This is a genomic window from Acinetobacter sp. YH12070, assembly GCF_013419625.1.
In the GTDB taxonomy this organism is placed as follows: Bacteria; Pseudomonadota; Gammaproteobacteria; order Pseudomonadales; family Moraxellaceae; genus Acinetobacter; species Acinetobacter amyesii.
Genome location: NZ_VOZT01000009.1, coordinates 13,158 through 30,096 on the forward strand (window position 1 = coordinate 13,158; position 16,939 = coordinate 30,096).

General features: G+C 41.1%; 15 protein-coding genes and 8 tRNA genes. 17 read left to right on the forward strand and 6 right to left on the reverse strand.

All coding sequences use genetic code 11. The annotated features are described in order from the left end of the window. Positions 1-8 precede the first annotated feature (8 nt). Together FTU17_RS03835 and FTU17_RS03840 are read right to left on the reverse strand one after the other, a co-directional pair. Entirely contained in the window at positions 9-1,112 is a 1,104-nt protein-coding gene (locus FTU17_RS03835; RefSeq protein ID WP_180074110.1) for an efflux RND transporter periplasmic adaptor subunit, read from the reverse strand. A 46-nt stretch (positions 1,113-1,158) separates the two neighbouring features. Continuing rightward, the gene (locus tag FTU17_RS03840) at positions 1,159-1,752 is read right to left on the reverse strand and encodes a hypothetical protein (RefSeq protein ID WP_373683064.1); all 594 of its coding nucleotides are present in this window, start codon (positions 1,750-1,752) and stop codon (positions 1,159-1,161) included. A gap of 343 nt (positions 1,753-2,095) precedes the next feature. Here FTU17_RS03840 and pilG point away from each other — a divergent pair, with 343 nt between their 5' ends. The 6 genes from pilG (at position 2,096) to FTU17_RS03870 (ending at position 10,688) form a co-directional block, all read left to right on the forward strand. Continuing rightward, a complete protein-coding gene (pilG, locus tag FTU17_RS03845) occupies positions 2,096-2,479 on the forward strand; it encodes a twitching motility response regulator PilG (protein ID WP_078191060.1) in 384 nt (127 codons plus the stop codon). A gap of 29 nt (positions 2,480-2,508) precedes the next feature. Beyond that, on the forward strand, positions 2,509-2,877 hold the full coding sequence (locus FTU17_RS03850; protein WP_078191059.1) for a response regulator: 369 nt from the start codon (positions 2,509-2,511) through the stop codon (positions 2,875-2,877). Between the two features lie 6 nt (positions 2,878-2,883). Then, the gene (locus FTU17_RS03855; RefSeq protein WP_078191058.1) at positions 2,884-3,420 is read left to right on the forward strand and encodes a chemotaxis protein CheW; all 537 of its coding nucleotides are present in this window, start codon (positions 2,884-2,886) and stop codon (positions 3,418-3,420) included. 44 nt (positions 3,421-3,464) lie between these two features. Then, entirely contained in the window at positions 3,465-5,540 is a 2,076-nt protein-coding gene (locus FTU17_RS03860; protein WP_180134735.1) for a methyl-accepting chemotaxis protein, read from the forward strand. Positions 5,541-5,702: 162 nt separating this feature from the next. Then, positions 5,703-10,217 carry an Hpt domain-containing protein gene (locus tag FTU17_RS03865; protein ID WP_180134736.1) on the forward strand — a complete coding sequence of 1,505 codons (4,515 nt, stop codon included), beginning with the start codon at positions 5,703-5,705 and terminating at the stop codon, positions 10,215-10,217. Positions 10,218-10,220: 3 nt separating this feature from the next. Next, entirely contained in the window at positions 10,221-10,688 is a 468-nt protein-coding gene (locus tag FTU17_RS03870) for a hypothetical protein (RefSeq protein ID WP_180063259.1), read from the forward strand. 69 nt (positions 10,689-10,757) lie between these two features. Here FTU17_RS03870 and dapE read toward each other — a convergent pair whose 3' ends face one another. The 3 genes from dapE to FTU17_RS03885 all read right to left on the reverse strand — a co-directional run bounded on the left by dapE (position 10,758) and on the right by FTU17_RS03885 (position 13,181). After that, the gene (dapE, locus tag FTU17_RS03875; protein WP_180134737.1) at positions 10,758-11,891 is read right to left on the reverse strand and encodes a succinyl-diaminopimelate desuccinylase; all 1,134 of its coding nucleotides are present in this window, start codon (positions 11,889-11,891) and stop codon (positions 10,758-10,760) included. A gap of 122 nt (positions 11,892-12,013) precedes the next feature. Next, on the reverse strand, positions 12,014-12,163 hold the full coding sequence (locus FTU17_RS03880; protein WP_078191053.1) for an entericidin A/B family lipoprotein: 150 nt from the start codon (positions 12,161-12,163) through the stop codon (positions 12,014-12,016). Between the two features lie 154 nt (positions 12,164-12,317). Further along, on the reverse strand, positions 12,318-13,181 hold the full coding sequence (locus FTU17_RS03885) for a DUF1853 family protein (protein ID WP_180134738.1): 864 nt from the start codon (positions 13,179-13,181) through the stop codon (positions 12,318-12,320). 88 nt (positions 13,182-13,269) lie between these two features. Between FTU17_RS03885 and FTU17_RS03890 the strand changes: the two genes are divergently transcribed. From FTU17_RS03890 to FTU17_RS03940, 11 genes are all read left to right on the forward strand, one after another. Beyond that, positions 13,270-13,704: a YbaN family protein gene (locus tag FTU17_RS03890; protein WP_180134739.1), complete on the forward strand. Its 435-nt coding sequence runs from the start codon at positions 13,270-13,272 to the stop codon at positions 13,702-13,704. After that, positions 13,697-14,191: a cell wall-recycling L,D-carboxypeptidase ElsL gene (gene elsL, locus FTU17_RS03895; protein ID WP_078192250.1), complete on the forward strand. Its 495-nt coding sequence runs from the start codon at positions 13,697-13,699 to the stop codon at positions 14,189-14,191. The genes FTU17_RS03890 and elsL overlap by 8 nt, the downstream gene beginning before the upstream one ends. A gap of 450 nt (positions 14,192-14,641) precedes the next feature. After that, positions 14,642-14,717 (forward strand) — tRNA-Val (locus FTU17_RS03900). Positions 14,718-14,746: 29 nt separating this feature from the next. Beyond that, positions 14,747-14,823, forward strand: a tRNA-Asp gene (locus tag FTU17_RS03905). A 47-nt stretch (positions 14,824-14,870) separates the two neighbouring features. Next, positions 14,871-14,947: transfer RNA gene (locus tag FTU17_RS03910), tRNA-Asp, on the forward strand. Between the two features lie 21 nt (positions 14,948-14,968). After that, positions 14,969-15,044: transfer RNA gene (locus FTU17_RS03915), tRNA-Val, on the forward strand. Between the two features lie 13 nt (positions 15,045-15,057). Next, positions 15,058-15,134: transfer RNA gene (locus FTU17_RS03920), tRNA-Asp, on the forward strand. A gap of 31 nt (positions 15,135-15,165) precedes the next feature. Then, positions 15,166-15,241, forward strand: a tRNA-Val gene (locus tag FTU17_RS03925). A gap of 43 nt (positions 15,242-15,284) precedes the next feature. Beyond that, positions 15,285-15,361, forward strand: a tRNA-Asp gene (locus tag FTU17_RS03930). 98 nt (positions 15,362-15,459) lie between these two features. Next, positions 15,460-15,535 (forward strand) — tRNA-Val (locus FTU17_RS03935). 97 nt (positions 15,536-15,632) lie between these two features. Further along, positions 15,633-16,094, forward strand: a complete 462-nt coding sequence (locus tag FTU17_RS03940; RefSeq protein WP_078191441.1) for a DUF2750 domain-containing protein — start codon at positions 15,633-15,635, stop codon at positions 16,092-16,094. A 53-nt stretch (positions 16,095-16,147) separates the two neighbouring features. Here FTU17_RS03940 and FTU17_RS03945 read toward each other — a convergent pair whose 3' ends face one another. Beyond that, the gene (locus FTU17_RS03945) at positions 16,148-16,918 is read right to left on the reverse strand and encodes a YdcF family protein (protein ID WP_180134740.1); all 771 of its coding nucleotides are present in this window, start codon (positions 16,916-16,918) and stop codon (positions 16,148-16,150) included. Positions 16,919-16,939: the final 21 nt, after the last annotated feature.

Sequence of the window (16,939 nt, forward strand, 5' to 3'; positions counted from 1 at the left end):
TTATTCTTTTAATTTTGGCTGATACTTACATCTTGTTTGATATCTGAATCATTAAATTTAATTCGGCTGATCAGATCACTATTTTGTAAGCCCTGAACAATCGCGGTGTTATTGCTATAATTCTGATTCAAAATTTGTACAGGCACTTTGGCAATTTTATTTTGACGAATGACCCAGACATAAGGTTGGTCTTTTAGACTTTGAATGGTATCGAGTGGAATTTTTTGGCCTGAAATATTATCGGTACCTAAAATGTGACCTTCGACAAAAGCACCAATACTTAATGATGTAATGGTTTCATTTGGGGCTGCAAAAAATTCAATTTGACGACTAGCCTGATCGGCAATTGGTGAAATCCGACTGATTTGTGCTGTGAGTAAATTGCTATTGCCTTGGATGTTATATTCAATCTTTTGTCCAATTTTCAGCGCTGCTTGCTGATCACTTGGTAATTTGGCTTGAATTTCTAATTGGTCTGGATTGACGATTTCAAAAAGGGTTTGTCCGGCAGCAACCGTTTGTCCCGGTTCAACATCACGCTTGGTAATCACGCCTTGGATAGGGCTATAAATGGTGCCGTCTTGATTGGCTTTACGTGCAATATCGACATTGGCTTGTTGGGCGCGAACATTTTCCATTTGAGCTTGGTAATCGACACGACTTTGTTCAAACTCTACTTTGGAAATAAAGCCTTGATTTAGCAAGCGCTGTTTACGTTCCATCATCAGTTTAGCTTGATTGGCTTGAGCTTGCGTGGATGCGAGGTTCGCTTGAGATTGAGCAAGACGTGCTGCATTGTCTTGATTATTTAAATGCACTAACACTTGGCCTTTGCTGACACGTTGCCCGACCTCTGCATTAACATTGGTTGCAGTCGCAGTGACTTGGGCTTGAATACTGCTCTGATTGACCGCCCGAATGGTACCTGTAAAGGCAGTTTTTGAAATGGCGTTGCCTTGTTCGATCGTCACCAGATCTTGTTGAATTAATTCAATCTTATTTTCTGGTTTTACACTTTGCTGCGGATCTTCTTTTTGACATGCAGCCAAAGTCAGGCTTATGCAAAGCAGGCTAAGCTTTAAAAATGGGGATGATTGCTGTGCAGATTGCATAATGGTCCTTATATCAGCGGTCTACAAAAGCAATTGAATAACAAGTTTATTCCATCGCTTTTAAACGCGTAATAATTCTGTCGTATTCAGCTTCTGTATTTCGATAGCGAGTTTGTAACGATTGAATGTATTCTTTTTTCGCTACCATATTTTTTTGATTATTATCCAACATTGTTTTTAATTTTGCCGGAACGGTTTCACCTTTTCGAAAATGTTCACGTTCTTGGCGAACAAATAATACACGATCATTTTGTAATTGTTTTAATTGTTCTTGTTCAAACACGATCTGTTTACGTATACCAGTCAGTGCATCACGCTTTTTAATGGCCGCAGTTCGGCTATTGGTATAGGCTTTTTTAAGTTTGATATCTGAAGCTTGCTGACGTGCTTGGGCAGCACGCTGAGGAGCTTGTCTAACGTCCGCTTCAGCATTGTAGGGGCGGTTACGTTTAATCACTTGCATATTTTGATCAAGTGCTTCATAACCATAGCGGATGTGATTTGGTGTCACATTGGTACTGATGTTTGCTATGCCTTTACTGTCATAGTAACGATACCAAGTCGCCTTTTGTGGTTGCTGCGTATTGGTTGGTGCAGCAAATAAAAGCGGGGTATAAGCCAGTAAACAAGTCGTCAGAATGACTTTTTTTGAGAAATGTTTAAGGCCAATCAAGTGAATTTTTTTTGTAAACGGACTCAACCTTGTACTCCCCAGTTTAAAGTTGACTAAATTACTTATTTTAAAGTAATAATCTTGCTATAATATGCTTAATTAAGACAATTAAATACTATTCCAAGTTAAAAAAAAATCGTTGGTCATCGGAAAGTGTGAAGCAGTTAATAAAAACAAGAAATCTTGTGTGTTTGCGCAGAAAATGTTCGTTGAAAACGCAAGTAAAGATATGTTAAAAATGTTCACAACTTGTAAATAATAATGCTGCTAACTTAATTGTTTGTACATCCTCAATGGGTAGGGTCAATAAATGGACGATAAATTCCAAAATCTAAAAGTCATGGTAATTGATGATTCAAAAACCATTCGTCGTACGGCCGAAACGCTGCTTCAGCGTGAAGGATGTGAAGTAGTCACTGCTGTAGATGGTTTTGAAGCACTTTCAAAAATTGCAGATGCGAATCCAGATATCGTATTTGTCGATATTATGATGCCACGTCTTGATGGCTATCAAACTTGTGCCCTGATTAAAAACTCTCAAAATTATCAAAATATTCCTGTGATTATGCTTTCAAGTAAAGACGGTTTATTTGATCAGGCGAAGGGTCGTGTTGTGGGTTCGGATGAATACTTAACGAAGCCATTCAGTAAAGATGAATTGCTGAATGCAATCCGTAATCACGTTACAGCTTAATTAGATTTTTTATTTTTGGGGGAAAAAGCATGGCACGTATCCTAATCGTTGATGATTCACCAACAGAAACTTTCCGTTTTAAAGAAATTTTAGGTAAACACGGATTTGAAGTGATTGAAGCTTCAAATGGGGCAGATGGGGTGACAATGGCTCAAGCTGAGTTACCAGACTTGGTCTTAATGGATGTGGTAATGCCGGGTGTGAATGGTTTCCAAGCAACACGTCAAATTGCACGTGGTGCGACCACCAAACATATTCCGATTGTCATTGTAAGTACCAAAGATCAGGCAACTGACCGTGTTTGGGGTAAACGCCAAGGTGCTTCTGATTATCTAACTAAACCTGTAGACGAAAAACAATTAATTGATGTGATTAAGCAACACCTCAATGCAGGATAAAGCTCTATGGCAGCAAATGGATTTATCGAATTACTTCGAATCGCAAAACGAGGAAACAAAAATTATGTTTCCACTGAAAATGAAGTAAACCGATGGTCAGGCATTGCTTTTGAGATGATGGGGCAATATTACGTTGCTCCTTTAGGTGAAGTAGCTGAAGTGATCTACCCACCAAAATATACGCCAGTTCCCAATACCCAACCTTGGGTGATGGGATTAGCCAATATTCGGGGACGCTTACTTTCTTTGTCTGACCTAGCACAATATATAACCGGTCATCGAAGTAGTTTTTCACCCACTCAAAAAGTTTTATGTATTAGTCATAATGACCATTATGTCGGTTTGGTAGTCGATCAAGTTTTGGGTATTCAACACTTTAATAAGAAAAGTTATTTTTCTAAACATAATGAGTTGGATCGAAATTTACAGGAATATTGTCAGGGGTATTTCCACCAGCATAACCAGCAGTGGAATGTATTTCTCTTCAGTCGTTTACTGCAAAATCCAAAATACATGAACGCATCTATAAAATTTATAAATTAATTGTCGCGCACGAACGAAAGAAGGCGTAATCGGGGAGAAGCTGAATGGGCTTTAAACTTAAAAAGAAAAATACGGGTGAAAGCACCAGTGGTCGTAAAGGCGGTAATGCTTTTCTGGCAAAACTGCAATCACAGACAGATCAATTATCTCGAGTTTTTGGTGATAGTGAAAAATCCAAACCATTTATTTATGGTGCGATTGGTTCATTAGTACTGGCAACGATCATTTTATTATACCTATTCTATAGCGTTCCTCGCGGTAACCAATTGACGCAAAGTTTGGGTGAACTCCGTCTTCTTTCGCAAACAATTTCGCGTCAAGCAACTGAAGCAACAGCTTCGGGTACTGAAGATGCAATGAAAAAATTAATTGCTTCTCAAGATTCGTTCAAAGAAAACTTAGAAACTGTAAAAGATATTCATGCAAATACCGATGCGCTGAAATCTGTAGATACGCAGTGGGCTGAAGTTTCAAAAAGTATTGACTTGATTACTTCGCAACAAAAAATCATTAACAAGCTATATGACACGAACATCGCGATTGGTGAAACCATTCCGGGGATTCAGGCGGAATATAACTTGATGGTCGACCAAATGGCACGTCAAGACATGCCTTCGAACCAGGTGGTTATTGCGAAAAACCAAGTATTCATTGCGGAACGTATTTTACGTTCGATCAGTTCGGTGCTTTCAGGTTCTGATAGCTCACGTGAGTCTGCGGATGACTTCAGTGCCGATACTGAAACCTTCGGTTTGTACTTAAATGCTCAATTGGACGGTAGTGCAGAGCTCGGTGTACAGCGTATTGAAAGCCCTGAATTACGTGAATCACTTGAAGGTATTAAAGCCGAATATGACGACGTATTAAAATCAGCTTCAGCGACGATTTTGAAAAACTCAACGCAAATTGTGAACGTACGTAAAGCATCTTCACAAATTTTTGCTGAGTCAGACAATTTGTTGGGTAATTTAAATCAATTGTCTTCTAACACTGGTCTGAAAACCATTTTACCTGCGGTACTGTTGATTCTTGCATTAACTGCCTTCTTGATCTGTGTATTCAAACTTCTTTCTTTACGTGGTCAATCGGATAAATTCCGTGTAACCCGTCTTCAAGAAGAATATGACCGTAACCAGAACGCGATTTTACGTTTACTCGATGAAATTGCCGATCTTGCAGACGGTGACTTGCGTTCGTATGCGACGGTATCTGAAGACTTTACCGGTGCGATTGCCGACTCGATTAACTTCGCAATCGACCAATTACGTGACCTTGTATCGCGTATTACAGAAACTTCTCAAGAAGTTGCACAATATACGGCGAATACGCAGGGTATTACCAACCAGCTTGCAGAAGCATCTGAGCATCAGGCGCAAGAGATTGCTGGTGCATCTGCCGCGATTAACGAAATGGCAATGTCGATTGACCAAGTATCTTCGAACGCTGAAGAATCAGCTGTCGTAGCAGAACGTTCAGTACAAATTGCTGCAAACGGTGCAGATGTTGTAAACCGTTCAATTGAAGGTATGGACACGATTCGTGAGCAGATTCAAGAAACTTCAAAACGTATTAAACGTTTGGGTGAGTCTTCTCAAGAGATTGGTAACATTGTCGCACTGATTAACGATATTGCCGACCAAACGAACATCTTGGCATTAAACGCAGCAATTCAGGCGTCGATGGCGGGTGAGGCAGGTCGTGGTTTCGCCGTGGTAGCGGATGAGGTACAGCGTCTTGCGGAACGTTCAGCGTCTGCAACCAAACAGATTGAAGGCTTAGTAAAAACCATTCAAACGGATACTAACGAAGCCGTAATTTCGATGGAACAAACGACTTCGGAAGTTGTACGTGGTGCGAACTTGTCTAAAGATGCCGGCGTAGCACTGGATGAAATTCAGTTTGTATCGGGTAACTTGGCGAAACTGATTGCAAACATTTCGGATGCTGCAAAACTTCAGTCTGCTTCTGCAGGTCATATTGCGACAACGATGAACGTTGTACAAGAAATTACCTCGCAAACCACCAGTGCAACATTTGATACTGCACGTTCGGTATCTGAATTGGCGAACATGGCTGAATCATTACGTGAATCTGTATCTGACTTTAAACTCCCAGAGTAAGTCAGGCGCAAACCTGCAGTACCTTAGCTACGGCTAGGGTACTGCACCGATTACAGATAACACATCGATAAGGTGAACTTAACGTCACAGTTAAGTCTTAGGTGATGGTTACAATTAAGTTTGAGCAACCTTCTTGGTGGCAAAACATAAGAAGCCTTAGCTATGAAAGAAATATTAAAAAATTTAGTTGAAACAACTACGCTTCCTGAAGATAGTTATCTTGATCAAGATGCAGAAATTTTAGAGATTTTTGTTGAAGAAATAGAAGAAATCTTTGAAGAACTAGCGGGTTTATTTACAACTTGGTTGGAAAATCCACAAGATAAAGACACTTTAACGACGATTCGTCGTCATTTCCATACCCTGAAAGGTTCAGGTCGTATGGTCGGGGCAAAATCGGCGGGTGAATCTGCATGGGCAGTTGAAGATACGCTGAACCGTGTTATTGCGGGTTCAGTACAGTTAACGCCGACCGTTCAAAAGTTTGCACAAACAGTTTTAAATGTTTATCAATATAAGCTCTATCCACGGTTTAAAAATGTTGCCGAATTGGATGTTGACTTACGTCCATTGGTTTTAATGGGGCAACAATTACAACAAAATATTAGCCTTGAGCCTGCACTCGAAGAATTATTAAAACTGGCAGATCAATTAAAATCTGAAGATGCTGTCACTGGTTTAGAGCTGACTGAAGTTGAAACTACAGAACATGTGGAAGTAGTTGAAAGCACGATCGATGCAGTGGCCGAATCAGAAACAAATCTTGAGCAAGTGGATGCAGATGCATCACTGGTCGAAGAGACTGTGAGCATTTTTATTGAAGAAGCTGAAGAACATCTACAAACGATTGATCAGTTCCTCCAATCTGATGATAGTAAATCACAAGACTATAATGGCTTGATTCGCGCGCTACACACCTTACGTGGTAGTTCGTCGATGGCACAAATCGAAGAGATTTTTGAAGCCAGTTCAAAAGTTGAAAATTTATTCAAAACCTTATTGCAAGACGAAATCGTATCGAGCTCGAAAGAAACTGCTTTATTGATTCAATATGCTGAATTTGTTCGTGATTATTTACACGTGCTCCGTTCAGGGGATAAGGCAAATCTTGCGTCTATTTATGAAACCTTCAAAGCCGCTTGGGATGATTATGGTTTTGCAAGCCAAGATCAATTGGCGCCTGAAGATAATCCGCAAGGTTTGGTTTCTAAACTAATCGAATTAAATATTGATCAGTTATTAGATGCTGAATTTGAGTTTGATAAACGTGCTCTAGCTGAATTCCCAGACTATATTCAACAGCTCAGTCAACAAGCTTTAGAGTTGATTGAACATACGGATAATCGTGCGTCTGTTGGTATCCATGATTTCACGACTCAAATGCGTGCAGCGTATCAGTCTTTAATTGAAAAGCCTGAATTGCTCCATGCTGATTATGGCTATGAGTTATTTGCACAAGCGCATCAAGAATTCATTCACTTATTTGACACCTTAGCTGCGGGTCAGCGTGTGGTGTTAAGTGAAGAGGTTCAGCGTTTCTTAAATGAGCTAGCTGCATTTGTTCAACAAGACATTGAAGCAGTTGCAGCAACGACTACACAAGAAGCCAATATCGTTGCCGAACCTGTTGCCACTGCAGAAGATAAAGCCGCTGTTCCAAATACAACAGCAGTAGACTTTGCACAATTAAGTCAGCGTATCCAACTTGATCATCAACAGATGCAAGCGGCGGATGCGAATAATGACTTTGATGAAGATCTTTTAGGGATCTTTATTGAAGAGGCAGAAGAATTATTGGTGGGGATTGACCAAGACCTCAGTACTTGGACACGTGATCAGACCAATACTTCAGCTTTGAATAATTTAATGCGTTATTTGCATACCCTAAAAGGTGGTGCAAATATGATTGCCGCGTCTCATGTGGGTTTAATTTCGCATGAATTGGAGTCGATTTATGAGCGCATTATTCGTCAGCAAATTTCGATTACTCCTGCGTTAATTCAAATTATTCGCTTGGTGCAGGATGATATTTCAGATCGTATTCAAACCATTCGTGACCAAGGGATCGACTACCCAGCGAATAATGTGATCGATATTCTAAGGAATATTCAGTCAATTGTGGCAGGAGAACATTCAGAACCTGTTGCATTGGCTTCGGCTCCTATTTTAGCTGAAACTGAACAAGCAGCAGTAGAACCAGATGTATCGGTGTCAGAGCCGATGAATGTTGTTGAAGACACAGCAGAAGCAGTGGTTGAAGCTCAAACGACTGCTCACACTGAGTCCGCTGTTGAACATCTTGAACATGCGGTTGCTGATCATGTTGAGCATCCAGATGATGATCTACGTTCTGTCATGGAAGAAACCTTCCTTGAAGAGTCTGAGGAAATTCTTGAACAAGCCGTTCAATTATTAAATCAATGGACTGAACAACGTAGTGACCGTAACGTATTGCTTCAATTACAACGTGCTGCCCACAGTATTAAGGGTGGTGCGCGTATGGTTGAAAATGAACCTGTTGCCGCAATTGCGTATCAACTTGAGACGACGTTTGAGCATTTCGCGGTTCATCATTTCAACTCAAATGCATATGACGGCTTACTCAAAACGACGTTGGCATGGTTAAAAGAAGCGATCTTCAACCACGACTATAGTAATTTTGACAGCATCAAATTGAGCTTAGAGTCCATTCAATATGTGGATGTTACGGTTCAACTGCCAAACCGTGTTGCAGAATTGGAACAAGGTATCGTCAGCAAAGGCTTTGAATTTATTCAAGGTGATGGTGTTGAACCGCCATCGATGTTGGGTGAGTGGACTGAAGCCAATTCTTCTGATAACAGCAATGAGATGATTCGTATCTCGGCTGATCTCGTCGAGAAGATGATTGACTTATCAGGCGAAAACTCGATTAACCGTTCACGTATTGAAATGGACTTAGGTCAGCTAGGCAATACCTTGAATGAAATGGAGTTAGCAATTAAGCGACTTGCTGACCAGTTACGTCGAATGGATGGTGAGCTTGAGTCACAAATTATTGCCAAACATGGTTCTGAAAATTCACGCTATGCGGATTTCGACCCATTGGAGATGGACCAATATTCATCGATTAACCAATTGTCAAAATCTCTAGCCGAATCTGCGTCGGATTTGGTTGACTTCAAGAGTACTTTGGCAGAAAAAATCCGTGATGCGGAAGGTTTGTTATTACAACAATCACGTATTCAGTCAGAAATTCAAGAAAGTCTGATGCGTACCCGTTTGGTGCCATTTGATCGCTTGTTACCACGTTTACAACGTATTGTGCGTCAAACTTCTTCGACCTTGAACCGTCCTGCAGAATTGATTGTTCAAAATACAGAAGGTGAATTGGACCGTACGATCTTAGAGCGTTTGGTGACACCATTTGAACATATGCTGCGTAATGCGGTCGACCATGGTTTAGAAGATACTGCTGACCGTTTGGCTTTGAAAAAGCCAGAAGTGGGTAGCATCGTCTTGAACATTAGTCGTCAGGGTACCGATGTGCTGGTGTCTTTCAGTGATGATGGTAAAGGGATTGATGAAGCCAAGATTAAAGACAAAGCCTTAAAACTTGGTTTAATCAAAGCAGATCAGTTCCTCGATAAACAAGAAATCTTGCAATTGATCTTCCATCCAGGTTTCTCAACGGCACAAGCGGTAACGCAAATTTCGGGTCGTGGTGTTGGTCTGGATGTGGTGCAAAGTGAAATTAAAGCCTTGGGTGGTCATGTTTCCGTTGAGTCTGAGTTAGGTAAAGGGACGACCTTTACCATTCGTGTACCAACGACGGTAGCCGTCAGCGATGCCTTGATGGTGAAAGCCGGCGATCAACAATACGCAATTTCGTTAGCGCAAATTGAACGTATTGTCCGTATTGCACCGACGGCACTCGAAACTTACTTCAATAGTAAGGATGACGTGTTTAAAATTGACAACACCAATTACAAACTACGTTATCTATCAGAGTTTGTGGGTAATCAGCCAATTCCACGTTTAAATAATGTCGGTCATTCATTGCCTGTATTGCTAATAAAAGGCAACAGTGGTCAAACCATTGCTTTATTGGTCGATCAGTTGGTGGGTTCACGTTCTCAAATCGTGGTGAAACCAATTGGTCAACAATTTACCAGTGTGGCCGCGATTGCAGGTGCCACGATTCTAGGTGATGGTCATGTATGTTTGATTTTGGATGGGCAAAATATTGCACGTCAAATTCAAACTACGCAGCGTGTTAAACATTCAGCTGAACAGCGTGATTTGGGCCGTCAATCCAATGCACGTCGTTTAGTGATGATTGTCGATGACTCGGTGACAGTACGTAAGGTGACTTCACGCTTACTTGAACGTCAAGGTTATGACATCGTGACCGCGAAAGATGGTGTAGATGCAATTGAGCAGCTTGAAAATGTCCGTCCAGACTTGATGCTACTCGATATTGAAATGCCACGTATGGATGGTTTCGAAGTGACAAACTTAGTCCGTCACCATGACATTCACCGTGACTTGCCAATCATTATGATTACATCGCGTACAGGTGAAAAACATCGTGAGCGTGCATTTAGCTTAGGTGTGACTCACTATATGGGTAAACCATTCCAAGAAGCTGAATTGCTTGCCAATATTGAAGCTTTAATTGCAGAAAAGCAGGGGTAATCTATGAGCCAAAATACTGTTTCTCAGGTTGTCAGCGATAAAGTTGATCAGCAGGAACTGCAACATCTCATTACGGTTTCTACCGGTTTTATCGATGCTTATATCATTGATTGTCATGGTAAAGAGCCAATGTTGTTACCACAAAATATTGTTCTTTCAGCGCTCGATAGTGCAACCAATGTTCCTTTTGTTGAATGGCATGAATTGAAATTGCCTGTTTTCTCAGTCAATGATCCTGCAAAAAATCAGGGTGTGGCTTTGGTCATTGAAGGGGATGATGTTGGACAGCGTTTTGCACTGATGTGTAATGAGATGCCGAAAACCATTCGTTTGCGTATTTCTGAAGTGGTTGATGAAGAAAAAGCCGTGAAAGACGCCAATATTTTCCAATATGTACGCATGGCCGATCAGGTATTTCATATTCCAAATTTAGCCAATATTCAAAACAGCATTGGGCTTCAAGCGGCTTAATATTTGCAAAAACGAGATATAAAAAAAGGAACTCAATGGAGTTCCTTTTTTTGACTATGTGGGGAATATTTAAGCCAACAGGTTTTCTAAAATCTTTTCGTAAATTTCAGAAAGTGGCTCCAACTCTGCCACATTAACGTGTTCATTGATTTGGTGAATCGTAGCATTTAAAACACCCAGTTCAAGCACCTGTGCTCCTGTAGGCGCAATGAATCGACCATCAGAAGTACCACCACTGGTCGAAAGTTCAGTTTCAGTCCCAGTAACTTCTCGTATGGCATCACGTGCGGCATTTACTAACTCACCTACTGGGGTTAGGAATGGCAAACCAGATAACGTCCACGAGATGTCATATTCAACGCCATGACGATCTAAAATTTCCAAAGTACGTGCTTTGAGTTCATCTGCCGTTACTTCTGTTGAATAACGGAAGTTAAAGAGTAAATTCATCGTGCCCGGAACAACGTTGGTTGCGCCTGTACCGGCATTGATATTGGAAATTTGAAAAGATGTTGCGGGGAAGTATTCGTTGCCATTATCCCACACGGTATCGCAAAGTTCAGCCAGTGCCTTTGATGCTGTATGGATTGGATTGACTGCTAGATGTGGGTAAGCAACGTGCCCTTGTTTACCCTTAACCGTTAAATTGGCATTTAGCGAACCACGACGACCATTTTTAACAATATCGCCAAGTGTGTTGGTGCTAGATGGTTCACCCACCAAACACCAAGTCATTTTTTCATTACGCGCTTCTAAAGTTTCAACAACTTTGACAGTCCCGTTGATCGAAGGACCCTCTTCGTCAGAGGTAATAAGAAATGCAATCGAACCTTTATGATTTGGATGCTTTGCAACAAAACGTTCTGAAGCAACAACCATAGCTGCCAACGCGGTTTTCATATCTGCGCTGCCACGACCATACAGTTTACCGTCGCGAATTTCAGGAAGAAATGGGTCAGAACCCCATGCATCCAAGTTACCCGTAGGTACTACATCCGTATGACCTGCAAAGCAAAATACTGGTGCTTCAGTCCCTTTACGTGCCCAAAGATTATCTACATCATCAAAACGCATATTTTCAATGTTAAAGCCAATTTTGGCTAAACGATCCGCCATAATGTTCTGGCAGGTATGGTCAATCGGTGTCACCGACGGTTGGCGCAGTAGTTCTAGGCTGAGATCAAGAGTTGCTGTTGAGGTCATGCTAAATACAGAAGTCAAAAATGTCGCAATATAATAGGCGAATCGACAAGCGAAGGGAAATTTAGACGTGAAAAAACCCTATTTAAAAAATAGGGCTCTTTTATAAATTCTTGGGAAAGAAATTAATTGCGGCGAATTTCTTCCGAAGTTTTCTCAGCAGTATTGGTTACAGCATCTCCAGCTTTAGATACGTCTTTACCAACACCTTTTACTGTATTACAACCTGTCAGTACGAAAGCAACCATAAGTGATGCAGCTAAAATTTTTTTCATTGAATGTAATCTCCATTATGAAAGAATAATTTTTAGAAGACTAAATTATTCTGTTGTGAGATTTAGATTAAAAAATAGCCGTATCAAACAGTAGGTGGTTTTTACGGTGGTTGAGTAAATAAATGTAAATTTCTACTAAATGGTGCATTGAGTCTTAAATTGTTTGCGGCAAAACCAAGCGTGGCTGTCTATACATATAATAGCTTTCATCACTGTCTTTTTTATATAAACCATCTGTCCACCAATGTGCGGTTGCACTCGTCGGTTGCTGCTGCACGCAGATCCATTCATGTCGTTGTAGGCGATAATAGCCTTGACTCCTAGATGGAATGACATGTCCCCATTGACCTATTCTACGCGCAGGATTGACCCAGTTTGGTAATGTGCTGGTACGCTGAATAGGTAAATATAATTGACCCTTTAAAACGCAATAGCGTTGTTGAATCTGCTGCCCAAGTGCTTCATCAAATTGGAATTGTTTTTGGGTGAAATGATTGAGCTTTCGAGCCAAAGTATCACTACGATTTAAGCCATACCAATAAGGTAATTGAAAATCGCGCTCGGCTAGATAGTATTTTAAAGCCACTTCCCAATGTTCAACTTCACCACTTTCGGTATTTTTTAAAACAAAATCGAGTTCACCTACTGTACGAGGGCCGTCAATTTTTTGAATGCTATGTCCGAGTAACTGGTATGGATGGTATTGATGATCGAGGAGCCAAAACCACATAAACATTTCGAAACGTAAACCAAGACGAGTACTTTTTAATTTTTGTAAAAATTCTACTAATGCACTTGGGTGTTGTTCGAGTTGTTTTAAACGGGGTAGGTAGGCTTCAAAATGTTTTTGCCAAAGCTCGCTTGGATGAAAATGAAAGGGATAGCGGATTTCGAGTTCATAGGGAATTTGCTGCAGAATATTTGGGCTGGCAATACAGAAAGCCAATTGGCGAACTAAGGGCTGTTTAAATTGCAACCATGGCTCAAAATAAGACGACGTTGTCGGGGTTACAGCCATATTGAAACCTTTCGAATAATGCAGAATAACAACGGATAATTGTTAAAAACATCTTATACTACCTGAATTGAAAGTTCAGGGTAGCGGTATGAAGACGTTGTTTTGGCGAAGCTTAGTGGTTGTCTTTGTCATTTTAGGCTTTATAGGGGCTTTATTGCCGGGAATGCCCACGACAGTCTTCTTAATATTAGCAGCATGGGCAGCTTCAAAAGGCTGGCCACAAATGGATGCTTGGTTATTGAATCATCCTAAATACGGCCCAACCCTACGCGCTTGGCGCGAAAATGGCACCGTCCCCCGCAAAGCAAAATGGTTTGCATCGATCATGATGTTTGTGAGTGGTCTGATTATGCTTTTTACTTCTGCACCGATTGCCGTCAAGATTTTCACGGACTTAACCATGTTGATCGTTGGTATTTGGTTATGGACACGACCTGAGCCAAATCAGATGCGAACTTCAGAACAATCGCTGCAGACACAACCAGAAGATAAAGATAAGCAGAAAGAGCATGAGCATGTCTGAATATACCCAAGATCAAGCTGATATCCTGATTAACTTGAAAGATCAAACTTTAACATTGCCGAAGCTGAATAAGTTTTACTTAATTTCATCGGGTAAAAATGGCATTGGTGAGCAGGAAAATAGTGGTAAGACTCCACGAGGCTGGCATCAAGTTGCAGAAAAGTTTGGTGGACAACAACCTCAAAATGCAGTTTTTAAAGCACGTCAGTGGACTGGAGAGGTTTACGACGAGCAACTTGCCGCATCACATCCTGATCGGGATTGGATATTATCTCGAATATTATGGCTCAGTGGTTTGGAACCGGGCTTTAATGCAGGTGAGGGCTGTGATACTTATCAACGCTATATTTATATCCATGGCACACCAGATCGCGAGCCTATGGGCATACCGATGTCACATGGTTGTATTCGCATGCGAAACAGCGATGTTGTAGAACTTTATCAATTGATTCCATTAAATGCGCTAGTTTACATCACTGAACATTGAACACGTCGTTAAAAGCACAAGCCATGAAAGCCGAATTTCATGGCATCAAAACAAAGATTTGAAAAATTAAAGTGAGTTTGAAAGGCGTTTTTTTGTCAGAAGTAATGCTCGCAAACTAACAGAAAATCGTGTTTGAATGTATTTTGTACACTAGGTTGTTTTAGAATGCCAAATGTGTGGTGAATTAATCGTCGGTTTGCTGAATGATTAGTTATGAGTCCATCTGAAAAACTGTTTTTTATGTGAATGATGCAGAATATAAGTCCTATTTTTAGTAATAAATTTACAGGTTTATAGCTAAAAAATGTTCAAAAATACTGATTTTTCCGCAATATAACTTATTTTTTAATCACTCAAACAGAAAAAGTGGAAAAGAGTTAGAAAAGCGTTTGACAGACCGTGAGGATTCTCTATAATGCACCTCATCAAACGATGAACATGTTTTGAAAAGGGCGCTTAGCTCAGTTGGTAGAGCGTCTGCCTTACAAGCAGAATGTCGGCGGTTCGATCCCGTCAGCGCCCACCAAACCTTTTCAGCGTTAAGATATTTAGAGTGCAGCGGTAGTTCAGTTGGTTAGAATACCGGCCTGTCACGCCGGGGGTCGCGGGTTCGAGTCCCGTCCGCTGCGCCACTTTAAATCTTAATTCGTTTGAACCACAATAGCGACATTGTGTAAGTGCAGCGGTAGTTCAGTTGGTTAGAATACCGGCCTGTCACGCCGGGGGTCGCGGGTTCGAGTCCCGTCCGCTGCGCCATTTACATGATAGACCTTTTGAGGGCGCTTAGCTCAGTTGGTAGAGCGTCTGCCTTACAAGCAGAATGTCGGCGGTTCGATCCCGTCAGCGCCCACCATGTTTTTTGCGATGCAGCGGTAGTTCAGTTGGTTAGAATACCGGCCTGTCACGCCGGGGGTCGCGGGTTCGAGTCCCGTCCGCTGCGCCATTTCAAAGAATATAATTGTTGTACCCTTTAAGGGCGCTTAGCTCAGTTGGTAGAGCGTCTGCCTTACAAGCAGAATGTCGGCGGTTCGATCCCGTCAGCGCCCACCATATCTTTAAGATATAGGTTGTGTTTCGAAAGAAACTACGTGATGCAGCGGTAGTTCAGTTGGTTAGAATACCGGCCTGTCACGCCGGGGGTCGCGGGTTCGAGTCCCGTCCGCTGCGCCATTTATCTTAAAAATCTCTGTTCAAGAGAATGCCTTTAGAAAAATCTTCGATTTTTCTCTTGCGCTCAGACAAAGCTTCGCTTTGTTGCTCTTCGCTCAGGGCGCTTAGCTCAGTTGGTAGAGCGTCTGCCTTACAAGCAGAATGTCGGCGGTTCGATCCTGTCAGCGCCCACCATATTCTTCTATAGAAACTTCTTTCTCCAAAAGCTTGCCTAAATTTTCTGATTTACATAGAATCCGCTCTATAATAATTTTAATATTGTATGTGATCTATGAGAAATCCATATCAGCGCAAGGCAGCGTCTAAAACTCAAACTACAAATTACAATCCTCAAGAAACCTATAAACAATTTATTGAAAATATGGTCGCTCAAGGTGGCGTGATTGCGTTATATCAAGATGGTTGGGCACTTTGTGCGACACCTACTGGTCAACGTTCCTTTGCCATTTGGCAAAACCGAGGTTTGGCACGTTTATTAATTAAAGACAATTGGTCCAATTATGAAATTCAGGAAATTTCATTAAAAGACTTTATCGAAAAAGTCATTCCGTTTTTACGTAGCGAGAGTACTACGGTGTCTTTAGATTTGACCCCGGAAGGGCAAAATATTTTGGTTGCACCTGAAAAGATGCTGTTAGATATTAAAAATTATTTATATCAAGTCTATCAGCAGCGCCCAGAAATCTTTGAAAACCTTAAAATTCCTTTGCCACGTAGCATTCGTTTAAATTAATTGTTTATTTACAGCATAAAAGCCCTTGTTTACTGATCAAACAAGGGCTTTTTTTAATACTCATTGAGTACAAAACCGCTCAAAAAGGCAAAATATTCACGTAGCCAAGAATTGTAGCGGATGTACAGCGGTGTTGGCGCTGCAATGGTATACACCTGTGTATAGCCTAACTTTCGTGCAATTGCTTTTGCACGTGGCAGATGAAAGTTACTACTGGCAATCACAATGGGGGCATCAAGCGAAATCTGATGTCGTTTTAAAATCATTTTACTATTGATCAGATTGAGTTCTGTACTGGTACTTCTGCTTTCTTCATATATACGTGCCGCTGAAATGTCATAGTGTTGAAGTAAATAGCGCTTCATGACAGAAGATTCGGTCATTTTTTCATTAAAGCCTAAACCACCCGTCATGATCATGATGGCATTGGGCTGTTGCAAGGCATACGGTGCTGCGGCATCGAGACGCGCCTTTAAGGTCGGAGAAGGTTGACCATTTTCAATACCACTACCCAAAACGATGATGGCTTGGACGGAAGTAAATGGCTTGGATTGCTGGCTATTGAAGTGTAAATACGCAAAAAACAGCAAAAGGCTCAATAGCCAAAGCCAAAACAACCACCATGCAGCATGCCAGAGCCTTTCGAGTTTGGGAGATTGATCTAAAATATTGTGGATTTGCGTTGCAAATAGTCCCGATAAAAGAAAAATACACCCAATGACTAAGGGTAAAAGGATGCCTAAATGAATTTTATCTAATGTAAGTAACCAAATGGCATCTACGCAGAGCAGCAAGCCTACACAAAGCAGTAGTATTCTTTTCATTCAAAAAATTAAAGCAGTATC

Coding starts and splice junctions, on each gene's coding strand:
- FTU17_RS03835 (WP_180074110.1), bottom strand. CDS start 1,112: ATGCAATCTGCACAGCAATCATCCCCATTTTTAAAGCTTAGCCTGCTT.
- pilG (WP_078191060.1), top strand. CDS start 2,096: ATGGACGATAAATTCCAAAATCTAAAAGTCATGGTAATTGATGATTCA.
- FTU17_RS03850 (WP_078191059.1), top strand. CDS start 2,509: ATGGCACGTATCCTAATCGTTGATGATTCACCAACAGAAACTTTCCGT.
- FTU17_RS03855 (WP_078191058.1), top strand. CDS start 2,884: ATGGCAGCAAATGGATTTATCGAATTACTTCGAATCGCAAAACGAGGA.
- FTU17_RS03860 (WP_180134735.1), top strand. CDS start 3,465: ATGGGCTTTAAACTTAAAAAGAAAAATACGGGTGAAAGCACCAGTGGT.
- FTU17_RS03865 (WP_180134736.1), top strand. CDS start 5,703: ATGAAAGAAATATTAAAAAATTTAGTTGAAACAACTACGCTTCCTGAA.
- FTU17_RS03870 (WP_180063259.1), top strand. CDS start 10,221: ATGAGCCAAAATACTGTTTCTCAGGTTGTCAGCGATAAAGTTGATCAG.
- dapE (WP_180134737.1), bottom strand. CDS start 11,891: ATGACCTCAACAGCAACTCTTGATCTCAGCCTAGAACTACTGCGCCAA.
- FTU17_RS03880 (WP_078191053.1), bottom strand. CDS start 12,163: ATGAAAAAAATTTTAGCTGCATCACTTATGGTTGCTTTCGTACTGACA.
- FTU17_RS03885 (WP_180134738.1), bottom strand. CDS start 13,181: ATGGCTGTAACCCCGACAACGTCGTCTTATTTTGAGCCATGGTTGCAA.
- FTU17_RS03890 (WP_180134739.1), top strand. CDS start 13,270: ATGAAGACGTTGTTTTGGCGAAGCTTAGTGGTTGTCTTTGTCATTTTA.
- elsL (WP_078192250.1), top strand. CDS start 13,697: ATGTCTGAATATACCCAAGATCAAGCTGATATCCTGATTAACTTGAAA.
- FTU17_RS03940 (WP_078191441.1), top strand. CDS start 15,633: ATGAGAAATCCATATCAGCGCAAGGCAGCGTCTAAAACTCAAACTACA.
- FTU17_RS03945 (WP_180134740.1), bottom strand. CDS start 16,918: ATGAAAAGAATACTACTGCTTTGTGTAGGCTTGCTGCTCTGCGTAGAT.